The 17,214-nt window shown below is 69.7% G+C and carries 17 protein-coding genes; 7 read left to right on the top strand and 10 right to left on the bottom strand.

From position 1 onward, the window contains the following. Positions 1–185 (bottom strand): 2-phosphosulfolactate phosphatase (locus tag KBY71_RS06365; RefSeq protein ID WP_254928107.1); only part of this gene is annotated, 185 nt, incomplete at its 3' end. Between the two features lie 110 nt (positions 186–295). Between KBY71_RS06365 and KBY71_RS06360 the strand changes: the two genes are divergently transcribed. Genes KBY71_RS06360 through KBY71_RS06340 form a run of 5 tightly spaced genes read left to right on the top strand, consistent with a single transcriptional unit; the run spans position 296 to position 5,340 of the window. Then, a complete protein-coding gene (locus tag KBY71_RS06360) occupies positions 296–1,861 on the top strand; it encodes a UbiD family decarboxylase (protein ID WP_254928106.1) in 1,566 nt (521 codons plus the stop codon). Further along, positions 1,861–2,304, top strand: coding sequence for an Rrf2 family transcriptional regulator (locus KBY71_RS06355; RefSeq protein WP_254928105.1), 444 nt, complete (start codon positions 1,861–1,863; stop codon positions 2,302–2,304). Before KBY71_RS06360 ends, KBY71_RS06355 begins: the two co-directional genes overlap by 1 nt. Positions 2,305–2,349: 45 nt before the next feature. Further along, positions 2,350–3,681, top strand: a complete 1,332-nt coding sequence (gene aroA, locus KBY71_RS06350; protein WP_254928104.1) for a 3-phosphoshikimate 1-carboxyvinyltransferase — start codon at positions 2,350–2,352, stop codon at positions 3,679–3,681. A 28-nt stretch (positions 3,682–3,709) separates the two neighbouring features. Next, positions 3,710–5,068: a bifunctional UDP-N-acetylglucosamine diphosphorylase/glucosamine-1-phosphate N-acetyltransferase GlmU gene (gene glmU / locus KBY71_RS06345; protein WP_254928103.1), complete on the top strand. Its 1,359-nt coding sequence runs from the start codon at positions 3,710–3,712 to the stop codon at positions 5,066–5,068. A gap of 26 nt (positions 5,069–5,094) precedes the next feature. Continuing rightward, positions 5,095–5,340, top strand: a complete 246-nt coding sequence (locus KBY71_RS06340) for a chlorophyll a/b-binding protein (protein WP_254928102.1) — start codon at positions 5,095–5,097, stop codon at positions 5,338–5,340. A gap of 128 nt (positions 5,341–5,468) precedes the next feature. Here KBY71_RS06340 and murF read toward each other — a convergent pair whose 3' ends face one another. From murF to menD, 6 genes are read right to left on the bottom strand one after another with little or no spacing between them, the layout of a single operon-like run. After that, positions 5,469–6,869 carry a UDP-N-acetylmuramoyl-tripeptide--D-alanyl-D-alanine ligase gene (gene murF, locus KBY71_RS06335; RefSeq protein WP_254928101.1) on the bottom strand — a complete coding sequence of 467 codons (1,401 nt, stop codon included), beginning with the start codon at positions 6,867–6,869 and terminating at the stop codon, positions 5,469–5,471. Between the two features lie 28 nt (positions 6,870–6,897). Further along, positions 6,898–7,695, bottom strand: coding sequence for a hypothetical protein (locus KBY71_RS06330; protein WP_254928100.1), 798 nt, complete (start codon positions 7,693–7,695; stop codon positions 6,898–6,900). Positions 7,696–7,705: 10 nt separating this feature from the next. Continuing rightward, positions 7,706–9,178, bottom strand: coding sequence for a glycogen synthase GlgA (glgA, locus tag KBY71_RS06325; protein WP_254928099.1), 1,473 nt, complete (start codon positions 9,176–9,178; stop codon positions 7,706–7,708). Positions 9,179–9,217: 39 nt separating this feature from the next. Beyond that, positions 9,218–9,772: a L,D-transpeptidase gene (locus KBY71_RS06320; RefSeq protein ID WP_254928098.1), complete on the bottom strand. Its 555-nt coding sequence runs from the start codon at positions 9,770–9,772 to the stop codon at positions 9,218–9,220. 51 nt (positions 9,773–9,823) lie between these two features. Continuing rightward, positions 9,824–10,699 (bottom strand): 1,4-dihydroxy-2-naphthoyl-CoA synthase, encoded by an 876-nt coding sequence (menB, locus tag KBY71_RS06315; protein WP_254928097.1) that lies wholly within the window; start codon positions 10,697–10,699, stop codon positions 9,824–9,826. After that, positions 10,696–12,552, bottom strand: a complete 1,857-nt coding sequence (gene menD / locus KBY71_RS06310; protein ID WP_315858530.1) for a 2-succinyl-5-enolpyruvyl-6-hydroxy-3-cyclohexene-1-carboxylic-acid synthase — start codon at positions 12,550–12,552, stop codon at positions 10,696–10,698. Before menD ends, menB begins: the two co-directional genes overlap by 4 nt. A 43-nt stretch (positions 12,553–12,595) precedes the next feature. Between menD and lepB the strand changes: the two genes are divergently transcribed. Together lepB and KBY71_RS06300 are read left to right on the top strand one after the other, a co-directional pair. Then, on the top strand, positions 12,596–13,204 hold the full coding sequence (gene lepB / locus KBY71_RS06305) for a signal peptidase I (RefSeq protein ID WP_396095083.1): 609 nt from the start codon (positions 12,596–12,598) through the stop codon (positions 13,202–13,204). A 30-nt stretch (positions 13,205–13,234) separates the two neighbouring features. Then, positions 13,235–13,594, top strand: coding sequence for a DUF760 domain-containing protein (locus tag KBY71_RS06300; protein WP_254928096.1), 360 nt, complete (start codon positions 13,235–13,237; stop codon positions 13,592–13,594). Between the two features lie 23 nt (positions 13,595–13,617). Here KBY71_RS06300 and KBY71_RS06295 read toward each other — a convergent pair whose 3' ends face one another. The 3 genes from KBY71_RS06295 to KBY71_RS06285 are packed head-to-tail and all read right to left on the bottom strand — an operon-like array spanning position 13,618 to position 17,074. Continuing rightward, positions 13,618–14,790, bottom strand: coding sequence for a DUF4336 domain-containing protein (locus KBY71_RS06295; protein WP_254928095.1), 1,173 nt, complete (start codon positions 14,788–14,790; stop codon positions 13,618–13,620). 1 nt (position 14,791) lies between these two features. Further along, entirely contained in the window at positions 14,792–15,592 is an 801-nt protein-coding gene (gene zupT, locus KBY71_RS06290) for a zinc transporter ZupT (protein WP_254928094.1), read from the bottom strand. 27 nt (positions 15,593–15,619) lie between these two features. Next, positions 15,620–17,074: a YcjF family protein gene (locus KBY71_RS06285; RefSeq protein WP_254928093.1), complete on the bottom strand. Its 1,455-nt coding sequence runs from the start codon at positions 17,072–17,074 to the stop codon at positions 15,620–15,622. Positions 17,075–17,214: the final 140 nt, after the last annotated feature.

Genomic DNA, 17,214 nt, shown 5'->3' with positions numbered 1-17,214 from the left:
GCAGCCGTCTCCAGCTCAGGCAGGTTGGCAAAGGCCGCGATGGCCTCGGCGCCGTTGTGGAGCGACCAGGCAATGGTGGTGGTGGCGCGCAGCACATCGATGACGACTGCGGCATCCGGCCCCCCTTCCAGCGGGGACGTCACCGCGGGAACGGCCTCGGAAGAATGGAAATAGGAAATCTGCACAGCGGCCCACAGCCAGGGGCAGTAACAGTAGTCAGGGGCAGGCGGGGGCCCCGGCAGCCGTGCCGCGTGCGTCACAGTGGATGGGCCCGACCGTCCCACTGGCCCAGCCCATGGCAGCGCCCCTGATCAGCCAGCGCAGCCGCCGGGATCTGCGGGGATTTCTGGAGGTGCTCGAGCAGCGTGGCCGTCTGCGACGGATCACGGCCCCGGTGGACCCGGACCTCGAGCTGGCGGCAATCGCCGATCGCGTGCTGAGCCTGGGGGGACCGGCCCTGCTGTTCGAAAACGTGATCGGCAGCTCCATGCCGGTGGCGGTGAACCTGCTGGGCACCCAGGAACGGGTGCTGTGGAGCATGGGGATGGAGCGGGCCGAGGAACTCGAAACCCTGGGCGAGCGGCTGGCCCTGCTGCAGCAGCCCCGCCCGCCCAAGGGAGCCCGCGAGGCCGTGCGCTTCGGCTCGGTGCTGCTGGATGTGCTCAAGGCCAGGCCCGATCTCGACCTCATGCCCCCCTGCCACCAGCAGGTGTTCAAGGGGAAGCAGGTGAACCTCGATGCCCTGCCCCTCCTGCGCCCCTGGCCAGGCGACGGCGGCCGGATCATCACCCTCGGCCTGGTGATCACCAAGGACCCGGAAACCGGCACGCCGAACGTGGGCGTGTACCGGCTGCAGCAGCAGAGCATCAACACCATGACCGTGCACTGGCTCAGCGTGCGCGGCGGCGCCCGCCACCTGCGCAAGGCGGCGGCCATGGGCAAGAAGCTGGAGATCGCCATTGCCATCGGCGTGCATCCCCTGCTGGTGATGGCCGCTGCCACGCCGATCCCCGTGCAGCTCAGCGAGTGGCTGTTCGCCGGTCTCTATGCCGGCGAAGGGGTGCGCCTGGCCAAGTGCAAGACCGTGAACCTCGAGGTGCCAAGCCACAGCGAAGTGGTGCTGGAGGGCACGATCACCCCAGGCGAGGAGCTCGCCGACGGCCCCTTCGGTGACCACATGGGCTTCTACGGCGGGGTGGAAGACTCGCCCCTGGTGCAGATCCAGTGCGTCACCCAGCGGCGGAACCCGATTTACTTCACCACCTTCAGCGGACGGCCGCCGAAGGAGGACGCGATGCTCGCCATCGCCCTCAACCGCATCTACACGCCGATCCTGCGGCAGCAGATCCCGGAAATCGTGGATTTCTTCCTGCCGATGGAGGGGCTGAGCTACAAGCTGGCCGTGATCGCCATCGACAAGGCCTACCCGGGCCAGGCCAAGCGAGCCGCCATGGCCTTCTGGAGCGCCCTGCCCCAATTCACCTACACCAAATTCGTGGTGGTGGTCGACAAGACCATCAACATCCGCGATCCCCGCCAGGTGATCTGGGCCATCAGTGCCCAGGTGGATCCCCAACGCGATCTGTTTGTCCTGGAGGACACCCCCTTCGACACCCTGGACTTCGCCAGCGAGCGCCTCGGACTGGGCGGCCGCCTGGCGATCGACGCCACCACCAAAGTGGGACCTGAGAAGCGCCATGATTGGGGTGAACCGCTGCGGCGCCCAGCCGAGCTGGAAGCACGCATTGATGGCCGCTGGGCCGAGCTGGGCCTGGCTGACCTCGGGGGACAGGCCCCCGACCCGGCGTTGTTCGGCTACACCCTCGAGCATGTGCTGGAGCGGCTGGCGGCGCGGGCCTGATGCTTCGCAAGAGTGGGATCCAGGCCCTCAAGGCCCTGCTCGAACTGGCCCAGGCCCCGGCGCAGTGGCGTTCCGCCCAGGAGCTGGCCGAAGCCCAGCAGCTTCCCGCCGCCATGGTCGAGCAGGTGCTGCTGCGGCTGCGCCGTGCCGACGTGCTGGAAGCCCGGCGGGGCCGCAACGGCGGCTACCGGCTAGCGCGACCTGCCCGCCAGATCGTCCTGACGGAGGTGCTGGCTGCGGCCGCGGCGGCACCAGCCGCTGGAGCAGCTGGGCTGAGCGAGCCCGAAAACCAGCCCGGGGACCAGGTCACCGCGGCCCTGGAGAAACGGCTGGCGCGGAGCCTCACCCAGGTGCTCTCCCAGCTCACCCTGGAAGACCTGCTGTTTGATCTGCGCAGCGCTGAAGCCAGCCTGGAGGACGACGGCGGACTGATCCTGGGGTGATCGCAGCGGCCTCCATAGGATCGACCCCACCCATCCCCCTCCGTTTTGAGCCAGCCCACCCCCTCCACCAGCCCCTTGCCGCTTGCGGCGGGGGGAACGCTGCGGGGAACCGTGCAGGTGCCCGGCGACAAATCCATTTCCCATCGCGCCCTGCTGTTCGGTGCCATCGCTGAAGGGGTCACGCGGATTGAGGGGCTCCTGCCCGCCGAAGACCCGCTCAGCACCGCCGCCTGCCTGCGGGCGATGGGCGTCACGGTGTCGGAGATCCGGGCCGGTGAGCCGGTCACGGTGGAGGGCGTGGGTCTCGATGGCTTCCAGGAGCCTGGCGACGTGCTCGACTGCGGCAACTCCGGCACCACCATGCGGTTGATGCTGGGCCTGCTCGCCGGACGGGTGGACCGCCACTTCGTGCTCACGGGCGACGGCTCCCTGCGGGGCCGCCCGATGCGGCGGGTGGGCGGACCCCTGGCCGAAATGGGCGCGGTGATCCATGGCCGCAAAGGTGGCAACTTCGCCCCGCTTGCTGTGCTGGGCCAGTCCCTGCGCGGCACCACCATCCACACGCCGGTGGCCTCAGCCCAGGTGAAGAGCGCGATCCTGCTGGCGGCGCTCACCGCCACAGGTCCCACCACGGTGATCGAGCCGGCCCAGAGCCGCGACCACAGCGAACGGATGCTGCGGGCCTTCGGCGCCCAGCTGGAGGTGGGTGGACCGGGTCTGACCCAGGTGACCCTCACCCCCGGGGCCAGCCTGCGCGGCCAGAGCGTCGTGGTGCCGGGCGACATCAGTTCCGCCGCCTTCTGGCTGGTGGCAGCTGCCATCACCCCAGGCGCCGAACTGACGGTTGAAAACGTGGGGCTCAACCCCAGCCGCACCGGCATCTTGGAGGTGCTGGAGCAGATGGGGGCCCAGATCACGGTGCTCAACAGCCGGGATGTGGCCGGCGAGCCGGTGGGCGATCTGCAGGTGAGCCATGGCCCCCTGCAGGCCTTCGACATCGGGGGCGACCTGATTCCCCGGTTGGTGGATGAAATCCCGGTGCTGGCCGTGGCGGCCTGCTGTGCGGAAGGCACCAGCCGCATCCGCGATGCCGAAGAGCTGCGGGTGAAGGAGACCGACCGCCTGGCCGTGATGGCCCGCCAGCTGGGGGCGATGGCTGCCCGGATCGAGGAATTCGAGGATGGTCTGGCCATCACCGGCTCCACCCCCCTGCATGGGGCGGTGGTGGACAGTGAAACCGACCACCGGGTGGCCATGAGCCTGGCGGTGGCTGCCGGCATCGCCACGGGCGACAGCCTGTTGCATCGCCCTGAGGCGGCGGCGGTGTCCTACCCCGGCTTCTGGGACGACCTGGCCCGCCTCCAGCAGGCCACGTAGATTCCGCCCCAGCCGCTTGCCGCCGTCCATGCTCGCCGTCGCCGTGTTGGCTGCAGGGAAGGGCACGCGCATGAAGAGCGCCCTGCCCAAGGTGCTGCAGCCCCTGGCGGGAGCCACGCTGGTGGAGCGGGTGCTCAGCAGCTGCGACGCCCTCCACCCTGAGCGCCGCATCCTGATCGTGGGGCACCAGGCGGAGCGGGTGGAACGGGAGCTGCAGGGCCACAGCGGCCTGGAGTACGTGCTGCAACAACCCCAGAACGGCACCGGGCACGCGGTGCAGCAACTGCTGGAGCCCCTGGGCGACTTCCAGGGCGATCTGCTCGTGCTCAACGGTGACGTCCCCCTGCTGCGGCCGGAGACCCTCACCTCCCTGGTGGAACAGCACCGCGCCAGCGGCGCCGCCGTGACCCTGCTCACCGCCCGGCTGGCCGACCCCACCGGCTATGGGCGGGTGTTTGCCGATGCCGCCGGGGCGGTCAGCGCCATCGTGGAACATCGCGACTGCAACGACGAGCAACGCCGCAACAGCCTCACCAACGCCGGCATCTACTGCTTCAACTGGCAGCAGCTGGCCGCCGTGCTGCCCCTGCTCACCACCGACAACGACCAGGGCGAGCTCTACCTCACCGACACCGTGGCCCTGCTTGAGCCGGCCATGCATCGGGAGGTGGCCGATGCCGACGAAATCACCGGCATCAACGACCGTCTGCAGCTCAGCCAATGCGAAGCGGTGCTGCAGGACCGCCTGAGGCGCCACTGGATGGCCGAGGGGGTGACCTTCACCGACCCCGCCAGTTGCACCCTGAGTGAAGACAGCCGCTTTGGCCGGGATGTGGTGGTGGAACCCCAGTGCCACTTCCGCGGCGCCAGCCGCATCGGCGATGGCTGCCGCATCGGCCCCGGCTGCCTGATTGAGGACAGCCTGCTGGGTGCGGAGGTGTCTGTGGTGTATTCGGTTCTGCGGCAGGCTCGCGTCGCCGACGGCTGCGCCATTGGTCCATTCGCCCAGCTGCGGCCAGGCAGCGAGGTGGGCGAGCACTGCCACATCGGCAACTTTGTGGAGGTGAAGAACAGCACCCTGGCGGCGGGTGTGAAGGTGAACCACCTGAGCTACATCGGCGACGCAGACCTGGGCGCCGGCGTCAATGTGGGGGCTGGCACGATCACCGCCAACTACGACGGTGTGAACAAGCACCGCACGGTGGTGGGCGCCGGCAGCAAGACGGGCGCCAATTCGGTGCTGGTGGCACCAATCCGCCTGGGCGACAACGTGACCGTAGGGGCCGGTTCCACCCTCACCCGCGATGTGCCCGCCGGCGCTCTGGCCCTGGGCCGGGCCCGCCAGCTGGTGAAGGAGAACTGGTCAGGCCCGGCGCCCAACCCATAGGCTGCGCCCACCCCAAGGCTGCTGGCATGGATCGCGACACGCTGAACGTCTCGAAGCGGGAAGACGACGGCTTTGCCTACGAGCCAGTCGAGCGCTTCGGCGCAAGCATGACCAGTCCCAGGCCCTGGAACACCCAGGCCCTGGCTGGAGTGGAACGGCTGAACGGCCGGGTGGCGATGCTGGGCTTCATGGCCGCATTGGCCGGTGAAGTGCTGACCGGCAAGGGGATGGTGGGGCAGCTCGGTGCCCTACTGCAGTGGTACCTGGGCTGAGGCAACCCTGCAGAAGGCTGCCAACGGAAAGGCCCCGGGTGAACCACCACCCAGGGCCTCTGCCCGAAGGCACAACATCGTGAAATGCTGCTCCGCCTGCATCATGGCGGATCCACTGGACGTTGGCGCTACCGCTGCAGCAGGGGAATCAGGCGCTCCAAGGCCACCCCGCGGCTTCCCTTGAGCAGCAGGACATCCCCGGGCTCCAGCCACTGGGCCAGGGGGGCAGCGGCCGCCTCCGGTGCGGTGACACGCTCCAGCCGGGGCAGGCCGCTGGCCGCCGCCAGCATGGCCTCCCCCTCGGCCCCACCATCCACAATCACCAGCCCATCGAGGTTGAGCTGGCGGGCCCGCGCGGCCACCTGGCGATGCAAGGCGAGGCTCTGATCGCCCAGCTCGAGCATCGTGCCCAACACGGCGAAATGCCGGCCGGGCTGGCGGCCGAGCAGCTCGAGGGACGCCAGCACCGCCTCCGGGGACGCGTTGTAGGTCTCATCCAGCACCCGCACCCCGCCGATCTCCAGGCGGCGGCTTCGGCCCCCGGGAAGCGCCACCTCCAGGGGCTGCCAGCGGGCCGGATCCAGCCCCAGCTCCTGGGCCACGGCCAGGGCCAGCAACAGGTTGCGGGCGTGATGGGCCCCCTCCAGGGGAACGGGCAGGGTCACGCCGGCCAGCTCCAGGGTTTCCCCGAGGGAGTCCAGCCGCCCCACCCAGTCGGCCTGGGTTTCGAATCCCTCTCCGTCCAGGGCCACCCGCACCACCCGGCCGGGCCACACCCGGGCCAGGGCCTGATCCAGCAGGGGGTCGCCAGCCGGAATCACCACCACCCCATCGGCGGACAACCCCGAGGTGATCTCGCACTTGGCCGTGGCGATCGCCTCGCGGCTGCCCAGGCGGCCGATGTGGGCCGTACCGATGTTGGTGATCACGGCCACGTCCGGTCGGGCGCAGCGGCTGAGTCGCTCGATCTCACCCAGGCCCCGCATGCCCATCTCCACCACCACCGCCGCCTGGCCAGGGCTGGCACCCAGCAGGGTGAGGGGCACACCGATGTCGTTGTTCTCGTTGCCGCTGGAGGCCCACACGGGCCCAAGGGGAGCCAGGGCCGCTCGAATCAGTTCGCGGGTGGTGGTTTTGCCCGCCGACCCGGTGACGGCGACCACCGCAGCCTCCAGCTGCTGACGCCAGAGACCGGCCAGCTCCTGGTAGGCCTGAAGGGTGTCCGGCACCCACCACAGCGGGACCCCAGCGCGGGTCGCGGTGGCCACCAGGGCGTCCGCGGTGCCGGGCGGCACGCGATCGGGCTGGGCCAGCAGGCCGCCGGCACCGGACTCCAGGGCGGCGGCGAGGAAGGCATGGCCGTCGAAGTGCTCCCCCACCAGGGGCAGGTACAGCTGCCCGGCGCTGAGCCGCCGACTGTCGGTGCAGACCTCCTGGGGAGCAAGGGGCAGCTCGGCCTGGGCAGGGGACAGGGGTCCGTTGGCGGGCAGTCCCCAGAGCTCCTGCAGCTGGGCCAGGCGCAAGGTCATCGGCGGCGGACAACGGGGATGGCCAGGATCATGGCCCAGCTGGCCCAGGGGGATCCAGCAACACCATGCCGCCGCCGACGCGGGCGGCCTGACCCATCACAACACCCTCCGCATCCAGCAGTCTGAGGTGCTCGTAGCCGAGGTCACGACTGCGCTGCAGCCAGGCGTCCGCCTGCTGCTGACGGCGCGCATCCGGCAGGGCCTGGAACAGGTTCGAGAGCTCAAGGTCCAGCCGACCCTCCGCCGGGACGGGGCGGGCGGAGGCGATCAGGGTTCCAGAGTCATCTTGGATCAACAGGCCCAGCAGGGGATCGAGCTCGAGGGTGGGTGGCGGCTCTGGCACCGAGGCGGCCCCCCCGGCCGTCTGGCGCTCCAAACCAGGCTCGCGATCCAAAACAGGCTCGCGATCCAAAAGAGCCTTGGGCTCCGGAACCGCCCGGGGACTGGAGCGCGGCTCGGCTCGTGGGGCAGGAAGGGAGAGCTCTGGGGACGAGAGGGACGCAGAAGGCGAGGCTGAAGGCAGGCCCCCCAGGCCCCGCGCCAGCCCCAGGCCCAGAGCCAGCAGGCTGGCCAGGCCCAGGGCCAGCAGCAGCGGCCAGAACAGGGCTGCCCAGGCGGTGGGCCAGAAGCCCGGCACGGACAGATCCCCCTCGCCGTTGCGGCGCCAGAGCTCCCTCACTTTGAGGCCAGTGCTGGCAGCCACGGCCCGCAGATCCCCAGCCAGGCGCCCCCAGGGCTCCTCATAGGGGGCCGGATAGGGCACCGGATCAACAGACGGATCGGGTACGGGGTCCCGGGCCGGAGGCGGCGGGCTGGGGAACGTCACCGCAGGGGGTTCATCGGCGCTTCAGCAGGGAGGCCAGTCCCCGGCGGCTGGGATCCGCATCTTGCCCCTGGGAGAAGCGCTCCACCTCGGCCGCCTCGGGCGTGGGTTCCTTGACCCCACACACATCGCGGTACATGGCGTCATATTCGAGGGCGGAGCGAGCCCAGCTGAAGTCCACCGCCATGGCCCGGCGCTGCAGCTCCTGCCAGCTGGCCTGGTTGCGATAGGCCTCCCAGGAGCGCACGATGGCGGTGTAGAAGTCGATCGGTTCGTAGCGGTCGAAGCCGTAGCCGGTGCCCACCCCAGCCAACGGATCGTTGGGGGGAACGGTGTCGACCAGGCCGCCCACCATGCGCACCACGGGGATGGAGCCGTAGCGCATCGCCAGCATCTGACTGATGCCGCAGGGCTCGAAGCGACTGGGCATCAGGAAGGCGTCGCTGCCGCCATAGATCAGACGGGAGAGGGCATCGTCGTAGGTGAGAAACACGGCGAAGCGGCCCGGATAGCGGGAGGCCATCTGCCACAGCCCACTTTCATAGGTGCGATCACCGGTGCCCAACACCACGATCTGGCTGTCGGTGTAGGCCAGCACCCGGTCGGCCACCTGCAGCAGCAGATCCACGCCCTTCTGATCCACCAGGCGGCTCACCATCCCCATCAGGTAAGAGCGGGGATTCACCGCGAGGCCAAAACGCTCCTGGAGAGCTTGCTTGTTGGCTGCACGCGGGGCCAGGTCGGCGGCGGAGAAACGGGCCGGCAGAGTGGTGTCACTGGCCGGATTCCAGTCTTCGGTGTCAATGCCGTTGAGGATGCCGCGCAACTTGCCGCTGATGAAATTCAGCAGGCCATCAAGGTGCTCGCCGTACTGGGGCGTGCGGATCTCCATCGCGTAGGTGGGCGACACCGCATTGACCCGGTCGGCATAGAGCAGGGCCGCCGCCATGGTGTGATCTCCCTGCATGTACCAGGGGCACCAGGTGATGCGGTCGAGCTTCCAGCGCCAGGGGCCCTGATATTTGAGGTTGTGGATCGTGAAGACGGTGCTGATCTCGGGGTCCTGATGCATCCACACGGGCAGCATGCCGGTGTGCCAGTCGTGGCAATGGAGCACCTGGGGCTTCCAGTGGTGCCAGCAGAATTCAGCCGTGGCGCTGGCGAAGAAGGTGAAGCGCCAGTCTTCGTCCTCACCGCCATAGATGCGCTCGGGATCGAACACCGGATGGCCCACCAGATACAGGGTGAGGCCATTGGTGGGATGGCGGGCCTCAAACACGGCGAAGTCGTTGCCCATGGTGTGGCCCCGCCACACCGGCTCGGCCGACACCTGCAACTTGGACCAGAGCTTGCCGTAGCCCGGCAGGATGATGCGCACGTCATGGCCCAGGGCCGCAAGGGCCGGCGGCAGGGATCCGACAACATCGCCCATGCCGCCGACCTTGATCATCGGGGCGCATTCGGCCGCCGCAAACAGGATCCGCATGCCTAGTGCACCGAAGTGGGCGCAACTCTACGGGCGCTATCAGGGCAGCACTGTCACCGGCGTGCCGAGTTCCACCAGCTCGAACAGCTCGCGCACATGTTCATCGAGCAGGCGCACACAGCCGTGGGACACGGCTCGGCCCACGCTGTCGCGCTGGGGGGTGCCGTGAAATCCCGCGCTGACGCAACCCTTCACCACCAGATGCTCGCTGCCGTTGAAGCCCGCCCGGCCGCGGCAATCGCGATGAAACCCGATCCAACGACTGCCAAGGGGGTTGCCGGGCCCCGGGGGAATGCGGCGGCCGGTGGCGGGATGCTCCCAGGTGGGATCCACGGCCAGCTCGATCACCTCGAACCGCCCCACCGGGGTCTCCCAGCCGGGCCGGCCCACCCCCACCGGGAACCGGCGCCGTTCTCGCCCGTCCTCGATCACGGAAAGCCGCCGCAACCGACGATCCAGCACCAGCTGGCGCTCGGGGGTGGGAAGGGAGACGCGCTCCCCAGCTGGCGGATCAGCCGCTGCAGGCAGCCCGATGAAGCCAGGCAACAGCACAGCCCAAAGGGCAGCAGCTCCAAAGCGAACAACACCGTCCATCAGCCCCGCCGCCACCTGTGTCCCTTGGCCCGACAGCCCCCGGATCTGCTGTCAAGGTAACCAGGGAGCGTCGGAGAAGTCAGGAGCGCGCTTTTCCAGGAAGGCATTGCGGCCCTCCTGGCCCTCCTCCGTTCGGTAGAAGAGATGGGTGGCCTGGCCGGCCAGCTCCTGGATGCCCGCCAGGCCATCGGTTTCGGCATTGAAGGCGGCCTTGAGACAACGGATCGCCGTGGGGCTGTGCTGCAGCACCTCCCGGGCCCAGCGCAGCCCCTCCTGCTCGAGCTGGGCCAGGGGCACTACCGCATTCACCAGGCCCATGGCCAGGGCCTCGTCAGCTCCGTATTGGCGGCAGAGAAACCAGATCTCCCGAGCCTTGCGTTGACCCACCAGCCGCGCCAGATAGCCCGCGCCGAAGCCGCCATCGAAGCTGCCCACCCGAGGCCCGGTCTGGCCGAACACGGCGTTCTCGGCCGCCAGACTCAGATCGCAGAGCAGGTGCAGCACCTGACCACCCCCGATGGCATAGCCCGCCACCAGGGCAATCACCACCTTGGGCAGGCTGCGGATCAGGCGCTGCAGGTCCAGCACGTTGAGCCGCGGCAGCCCCGTCTCATCGACGTAGCCGCCATCCCCGCGCACGCTCTGGTCACCGCCGGAGCAGAAGGCCCAGCCCCCATCGGCCGCAGGCCCGGCCCCGGTGAACAACACCACCCCAACCCTGGGGTTGTCGCGCACCCGGGAGAAGGCATCGCACAGCTCCTGCACGGTGCGCGGCCGAAAGGCGTTGCGCTTGTGCGGTCGGTTGATCGTGATGCGGGCGATTCCCTCCTCGCAGAGATCGAACAGGATGTCCTCGTAGGAGCCAGCGGGCTGCCAGGTGACCGGTGCCGGGGACGCCGGCGCCGGGGAAGGGGAGGAGGCCGTCACGGCTGGAGCAGGGATGGGCTCGCCATTCTGCGCAGCTCCTGCCGCCGGGCCGCATCGGCCCGGCGATCGGTTACCACCTCCAGCAAGGCCATCGGCTGCTCGAGGGCCCAACGGAGCTGAGGCGCCAGATCCGCCCCCCCCTCCACGCGGCGGCCAGGCACCCCGTGGGCGGCCGCCAGCGCCAGATGGTCAACCGGTTGCGGCATGGCGAACAGCCGTTCGAAATCGAGGGCCTGCTCTGGCGTGGTGCGGATCGGCAGTTGCTCAAAGATGCCGCCACCGCCGTTGTTGATCAGGATCACCGTGAGCCGGCCACCCAGTTGGCTCTGCCAAAGCCAGCCATGGCTGTCATGGAGCAGGGCCAGATCCCCGGTGAGCAGCACCGCCCGGCCCAGGGCTGCAGCCACCCCGCAGGCGATGGACAGGGTGCCGTCAATGCCGGAGGCCCCCCGGAAGCCATACACGGGACGGCCCGGGGCGGCTGGGTCTCCGAAGCTCTCCCAATCCCGCACCGGGCTGCTGTTGGCGATCACCAACGGCAGATCGGCCGGCAAGAGGCGGCCGAGGGCCCGGGCCAGACCGGGCTCACCGCCACCGCCCCCGGGCAGGGCGTGGTCCAACCAACCCTGGAGGGCCCGCTCCCGTTGGGACCAGGCCTGTGCCACCTCGCGGGCGGCCTGGCTGGGCGACCCCGCCCAGCAGGGCTCGGGCCAGCTGGCCAGCCAGGCGGCCAGGCCGGTTGGGATCGGCTGGCAGGAGCAGCCCAGGGGGTCCAGGCAGCGGGGGTCCCCCTCACTCACGAGCCACTGGCGGGGCCCGGCTTGGGCAATCCAGCGCTGCAGGCGCCGACTGGCGGGCACCGGACCCAGGCGCAGCAGCTGCAGGGGGGGCTGAAGGGCCCCATCGGGATGATCCAACACCAGGTCGTAGCCCGCGACCAGCTGCAGCTCGGGCACACCCCGCAGCCCGCTGAGGCCATCGGCAAGCACCGGCCAGCCCGTGCGCCGTTGCAGACGGACCAGGGCCGCCAGGTGGCCATCCCAGTGCTGGGGGAGTCCGCGCCAGGGGCCAGCCACCACCACACCGGCCTGGTCCAGGTCCGGCATCGGGCCAGGGTCCGAGTTGGGGATGGCAGCGGGCACGCTGGAGGCTGGGGTGACCAGGGGGCCCTCCACCGGGGGCACCTCCAACGGAGGCACTTCCACCGGGGGAACTGTCACCGTCAGCAGTGCAGGGCCGTCGGCGTGGAGTGGTTCGTCAAAGGGAAGATTGAGATGGACCGGCCCCGGGGCCTGCCCAGGGGCCTGCGTGGCCGCCAGGGCCCTGCGGGCCAGCTGGACAATCGCGTCCTCGCCCATCTGAGCCAGACCGGCGCCATCCCCCTGGCCCAGCCAACGCACACTGGCGGCCAGGAAGCACTCCTGGTTCACGGTCTGGTTGGCACCACAGCCCTTGAGGCGATCGGGCCGATCAGCGCTGATCAGCAGCAGGGGAATGGCGCCGTAATCGGCCTCCACCGCCGCTGGCAGCAGGTTGGCCACGGCCGTGCCGGAGGTGGTCACCACCGCGACGGCACGCCCCGTGGCCCGGCCCAGCCCCAGGGCGAAAAACGCCGCCGAGCGCTCATCCACCGCGGTGCGGAGGTCGAGTCCCTGCCGCTCCAGCACGCCGGCCGCCTCGGCCAGGGCGCCCGAGCGGCTGCCGGGGCAGAGCACCAAGTGGGTGAGCCCACCGCGCATCAGAGCGGCCAACAGCACCAACGACGCCTGGAGATTGCCGGTGGAGAGGTCGGAACCGATGGGAGGGCGAGGCGAAGGAGGGCGAGGGGAAAGCGGGCGATGGACCGGGGCCACGCCGGGGGCATTCAGGATGGGCCGATCATCCTCGCCCCTGCCCTTGGAGCCCCCATCCCCCCGTCCCGCCGAAAGCCCCCTGGTGCTGCTGCGCCGCCAGATCCTGCCGGTGCTGGCGTGGGTGGCCCTGGCCCTGGTGCTGCGTTGGGCCGTGGTGGAACCGCGCTGGATTCCCTCCGGCTCCATGCTGCCCAGCCTGCAGCTCCAGGATCGGGTGCTGGTGGAAAAGCTGCGGGCGCGCCTGCATCGCCCCCTGCCGGTGGGAACCGTGGTGGTGTTCCGCCCACCCGTCGCGTTGATTGAGGCGGGCTACGAACCCAACGCAGCCCTGATCAAGCGGGTGGTGGCCCAGGCGGGGGATCGGGTGGAGGTGCGTCAAGGGATGCTCTGGCGCAACGGGTCGCCGGCCCCCATCGACTGGTCGGCCGAACCGATGGACTACACCCTGGCGCCGCTCACCGTTCCCCCCGGCCACCTGATGGTGCTGGGGGACAACCGCAATGCCAGCCTCGATTCCCACCTCTGGGGACCCCTGCCCCGGGACGCGGTGATCGGCACGGCCGTGCTGCGCTACTGGCCGGCCAACCGCATGGGCTGGTTACGGTTCTCCGCCAAGGGCCACCCCCCTGGTGGGCCGGAAGAGCTGGGGTAGGGTGCAACTCGGACGCAGCGCACACCGGCGATGTTCAACCCGGAGTTCCTGACCACCGACAACGAGGCGATCAGCGGCAACACGCTGATCCAGTACCTCCAGGAGCAGTCTCCAGAGGTCCTGCAGCGGGTGGCGCGCTCGGCCAGCGGAGATATTCAGGACATCATTCGCCACAACGTGCAGGGCCTGCTGGGCATGCTCCCAGGCGAGCAGTTTGAGGTGAAGATTCAGACCAACCGCGACAACCTCGCCGGGCTGCTCGCCTCCGCGATGATGACGGGTTACTTCCTGCGCCAGATGGAGCAGCGCATGGAGCTGGACAGCAGCCTGCTCGGCAGCGGCGATCTGGATGCGGACCTGGACGCGGATCCCGGCGAACTGCGGCTCTGACGCGTCGCGTCCGCCGACCGGATTCAGCCCTGGGACCTGGGGTTTTCAGGAACCAAACCGAGCCGCAGCAGGGTTCTGTCGATGCCCGCCAGGTAGGCCCAGCTGCCCGCGTCTGGTGCCCAGGGGCGCGCTTCCAGCTGGGTGGCCAGAGCCTCCAGCCGCTCCCGGCTGCAGGCCACGGGGGCGTCGTAATGGGCTGGCACCAGCCAGCGCAGCTCAGGCTCGGCCGCCAGGGTGCGAATCCAGGCCAACAGGGCGGCCTGGCAGCGGGGAAACACCAACCGCTCCAGCACCGGGGCCACCTGCAGGGCCGGCCCGGCCCCGGGCACCAACCGACGAAATTCGGCGGACCAGTCGTGCTGCCAGCGGAAGGGGTAGAGGCCGAAATAGGCCTGGGGAGAGCGGACCCCCTTGGCCAGCACGCCTCCCAGCAGCTCCCCCCACCCCGGCACCACCAGGGGATCTGGACGCAGATAGGAGGCAAACAGCACCAGCCGCTGCCAGCCGCGCCGGCGTCGCTCCGGTGTGTCGGAGAGGGGTTCATCACCCCGGTCCCGGGCGTGAAACAACAGGGGGGTGGGATCGGCGCGGAACAGCTCCGGTGGCTCCGGACCAATCGCCACCAGGGCGTCGGTGACCAGCAGGCAGCCACTGGCCCGATGCAGGCAGCCGGCCTCCATGAAGGTGCCCAGGCCGAGATCGAGCGGACCCAGCGGAATCCAGCTCAGTTCATCGGCATGGGGCAGGCCCTGCTCAAACAGCACCCGGGTGCGCGACGCCGGAAAGCCGAGCCAGGGCAGCGGCAGGGGCAAGGGGAAACTCCACTGACCGGGGGTCACCCACACCTGGGCCGTGGGGAAGGCCCGGGCCATGGCCGGCACCGGCAGCTTGTGCTCCAGCCCGGAGCTGGTGGGGAGCACGATGGTGCACACGGGCCCGTAGCGACCCTCCAGTTCGGCCAAGGCGGCGCGCACCTCGCCCGTGGGAGGCACAGGCGCGTAGAGCAACAGGCCCTGGCGCAGCCGCAGCACCGTCATCCGGATCGGCACGGCCACATAGAACACCCCCTGGAGCTGCTCCAGGCTCCAGACCTGGCCAGGAATCAGCTCCCGCACCAGGGTGCGGCGCCGGCCATAGGGGTAAAGCGGCAACAGGGGCCACCAGGGCCAGCGCTGATCGGTGGATGCGGGAGTCACCTCAGGCCAGCAACACCAGACTGATGCTCATCACCACCATCCCCGCCGTGACCCCGGCAATCATCAGGTGGTGATGGGCTCCGGTGCGCTGGGCAGCCGGCAGCAGTTCATCGAGGCAGATGTACACCATCAGGCCGGCCACGCTGGCGAACACCACCCCCATCACCGTGTCGTTGAGGAAGGAGCGCAGAAAGCCGTAGCCCACCACGGCGCCGATCGGCTCGGCCAGACCTGAGGCGAAGGACACCCAGAACGCCTTGCTGCGGCTGCCGGTGGCGAAATACACGGGGGCCGAAATAGCCAGGCCCTCCGGGATGTTGTGGATGGCGATCGCGATGGCGATGCCGATGCCCAGCCTTGGGCTGGAGAGGGCTCCCACGAAGGTGGCGAGCCCCTCGGGAAAGTTGTGAATCCCGATCGCCAGGGCCGAAAACAGTCCCGTGCGCAGCAGGGTGCGCGAGCGGGCCCCGGATGGATCGTTCTCCGTCAAGGCCAAGTTATGGCTGGGTAGGGAATGGTCGATCAGGGCGATCAGCAGCATGCCGGCAAAAAAGGCCAGCACGGTGGCCGCATAGCCGGTGGCAGGTCCGAGCCCGAGGGAGAGGGCCTGGCGGGCCTTGGGAAAGATCTCCACGAAGGAGACGTAAATCATCACGCCAGCCGAAAAGCTGAGCGAGAGGGTCAGCACCCGGGGGCTGAAGCGCCGGGACAACAAGCCCAGAAGGCTGCCTAAGCCCGTGCAGAGTCCCGCTGCCAGGGTGAGCAGAAAGGCAAACAGCACCCGCTGATCCAGCTCAAACAAGGGCCCTGCTCCGCAGACGCGGCATCCTCAGATCGCATGTTCGCAGGCCGTTGATCCGCCGTCCGCCACGGGGACCGTCTGGCTGCGCAGCCACTGGCGCCCCTGCTCCAGGAAGGCAGGCCAATCGAGCTTCTCCGCCTCGGCCGCCTGGGCCACCAGCAGTGGGGCCTGGCGCTTGATCGCCGCGAGGTCAGGCTCACTGACCCCAGCGGAGAGGGCCAGCATGTCCGCCATCGCGTGGGCCACCACCCGGGTGAGGTAGGCGGCGCTGAGGGCCTGCATCGCCCCGCCCACCAACCAGGTGGCCCCGTGCCACTTCACCAGCCCAGCCAGGGCTTGGCTGCTCCACTCCACCACCCCCAGGGCCAGCGAGGCCTTGGCCAGTTCCCCAGCGGCGGCCTGCAGCTGCTCCAGGGTCCAGGGGCAATCCCAGAGGCGGGCCATCTCCTGCAGCATCAGCCCATTGGCCACCGCCAACACCAGCAGGTCGAGGCTGGGCAGGGGGGCCGCCACCACACCGGCCGCCACGATCCACTGGGTGCGGCGCTGCAACGGTCGGAACAGCTCACGGCGATGCTGCTCGAGATCACGCTGCCAGCGACCGTGCAGCTGCTGCAAGCGGCGCAGCTGCCGGGCCTGGCGCAGGCTGGCGGCGGCGGGGCCCAGGTCCCGGGCCAAGGGGGCCAGGCTGCTGGCCAGGGTCTGGGCCTGGCCATCCCAGAACAGCAGACGGGCCGAGAGCTCCGCACCGAGCTGGGCCTGGAGTTCGGCAGCCAGCTGGTCGGGGCCCGGCCCCTGGCCATCGCGCTGCACCAGAAGCCAGGCGGGTTGGCCCTGGGGAAGGGCTTCCAGCCAACGCAGCTCAGCCGCCGACAGGGGCATGCGCAGGTGGTGAATCAGGCCATCACAGGCTTCGAACACCGGCGGCCAGCACCAGTCCGCACTCCAGGCCGGCAGGGGGTGGGCCCAGTGCAGCTGGAGGGGCTCCGGGCCCCTCAGGGCCTCCAGCACGGTGCCCTGAAGCTGGCCTGACGGAGGATTGGTGCCCACCAGGGCCAGGGTCAAGCCCAGTCGCCCCAGCTCCTGGCGCAGGGCCGCGAGCTGGTTGGCGCGGTCGAGGCGGGCGGCCTCCACCAGCGCTCCAGCAGGGCTGGTGGGATCCACCTGGCCAGCCGCGAGCGTCCCAAACTGGGCGTCGAGCCGCTCCAGGCGCTCCAGCCAACCCGGCACATCCGTTGCGGAAGGCCCAAGCGGGCGCGGGCGCCGCCACCACCAGGCCCCAAGCGCCAACCCCGCCAGGGTGATCCCGGGCGACAGGGGCAGATGGCTGAGGCGCAGCAGGCCATCGGTGACCAGCCAGCCAGCCAGGCCCAAGCCCAAGCTCGGCAGCCAGGGCCTGAGCGCAGGCGGCACAACCTGACGGGCCGCAGCCAGCCCAGCGAGCTCGGGGAGGTTCACCGGCGGCGTCAACGGCGCGGACAACGTTTCAGCATCTTTAGCTCACCTTGGAACAGTGCGCCGGCCTGGAATGCCAATAGCTTGGGTTGCAGTTGGGGGCCTGCCAGGCCAGCTCAGGGTTTGGGAGACAACCACCTGCACCACCACCAGCGCAACCCCCGGGA

Origin of the sequence: Cyanobium sp. T1B-Tous (genome assembly GCF_024345475.1) — a bacterium.
GTDB lineage: Bacteria > Cyanobacteriota > Cyanobacteriia > PCC-6307 > Cyanobiaceae > Cyanobium_A.
The sequence above is the reverse complement of the archived record's forward strand: the minus strand, read 5'-3'. Positions and strand labels throughout refer to the sequence as shown.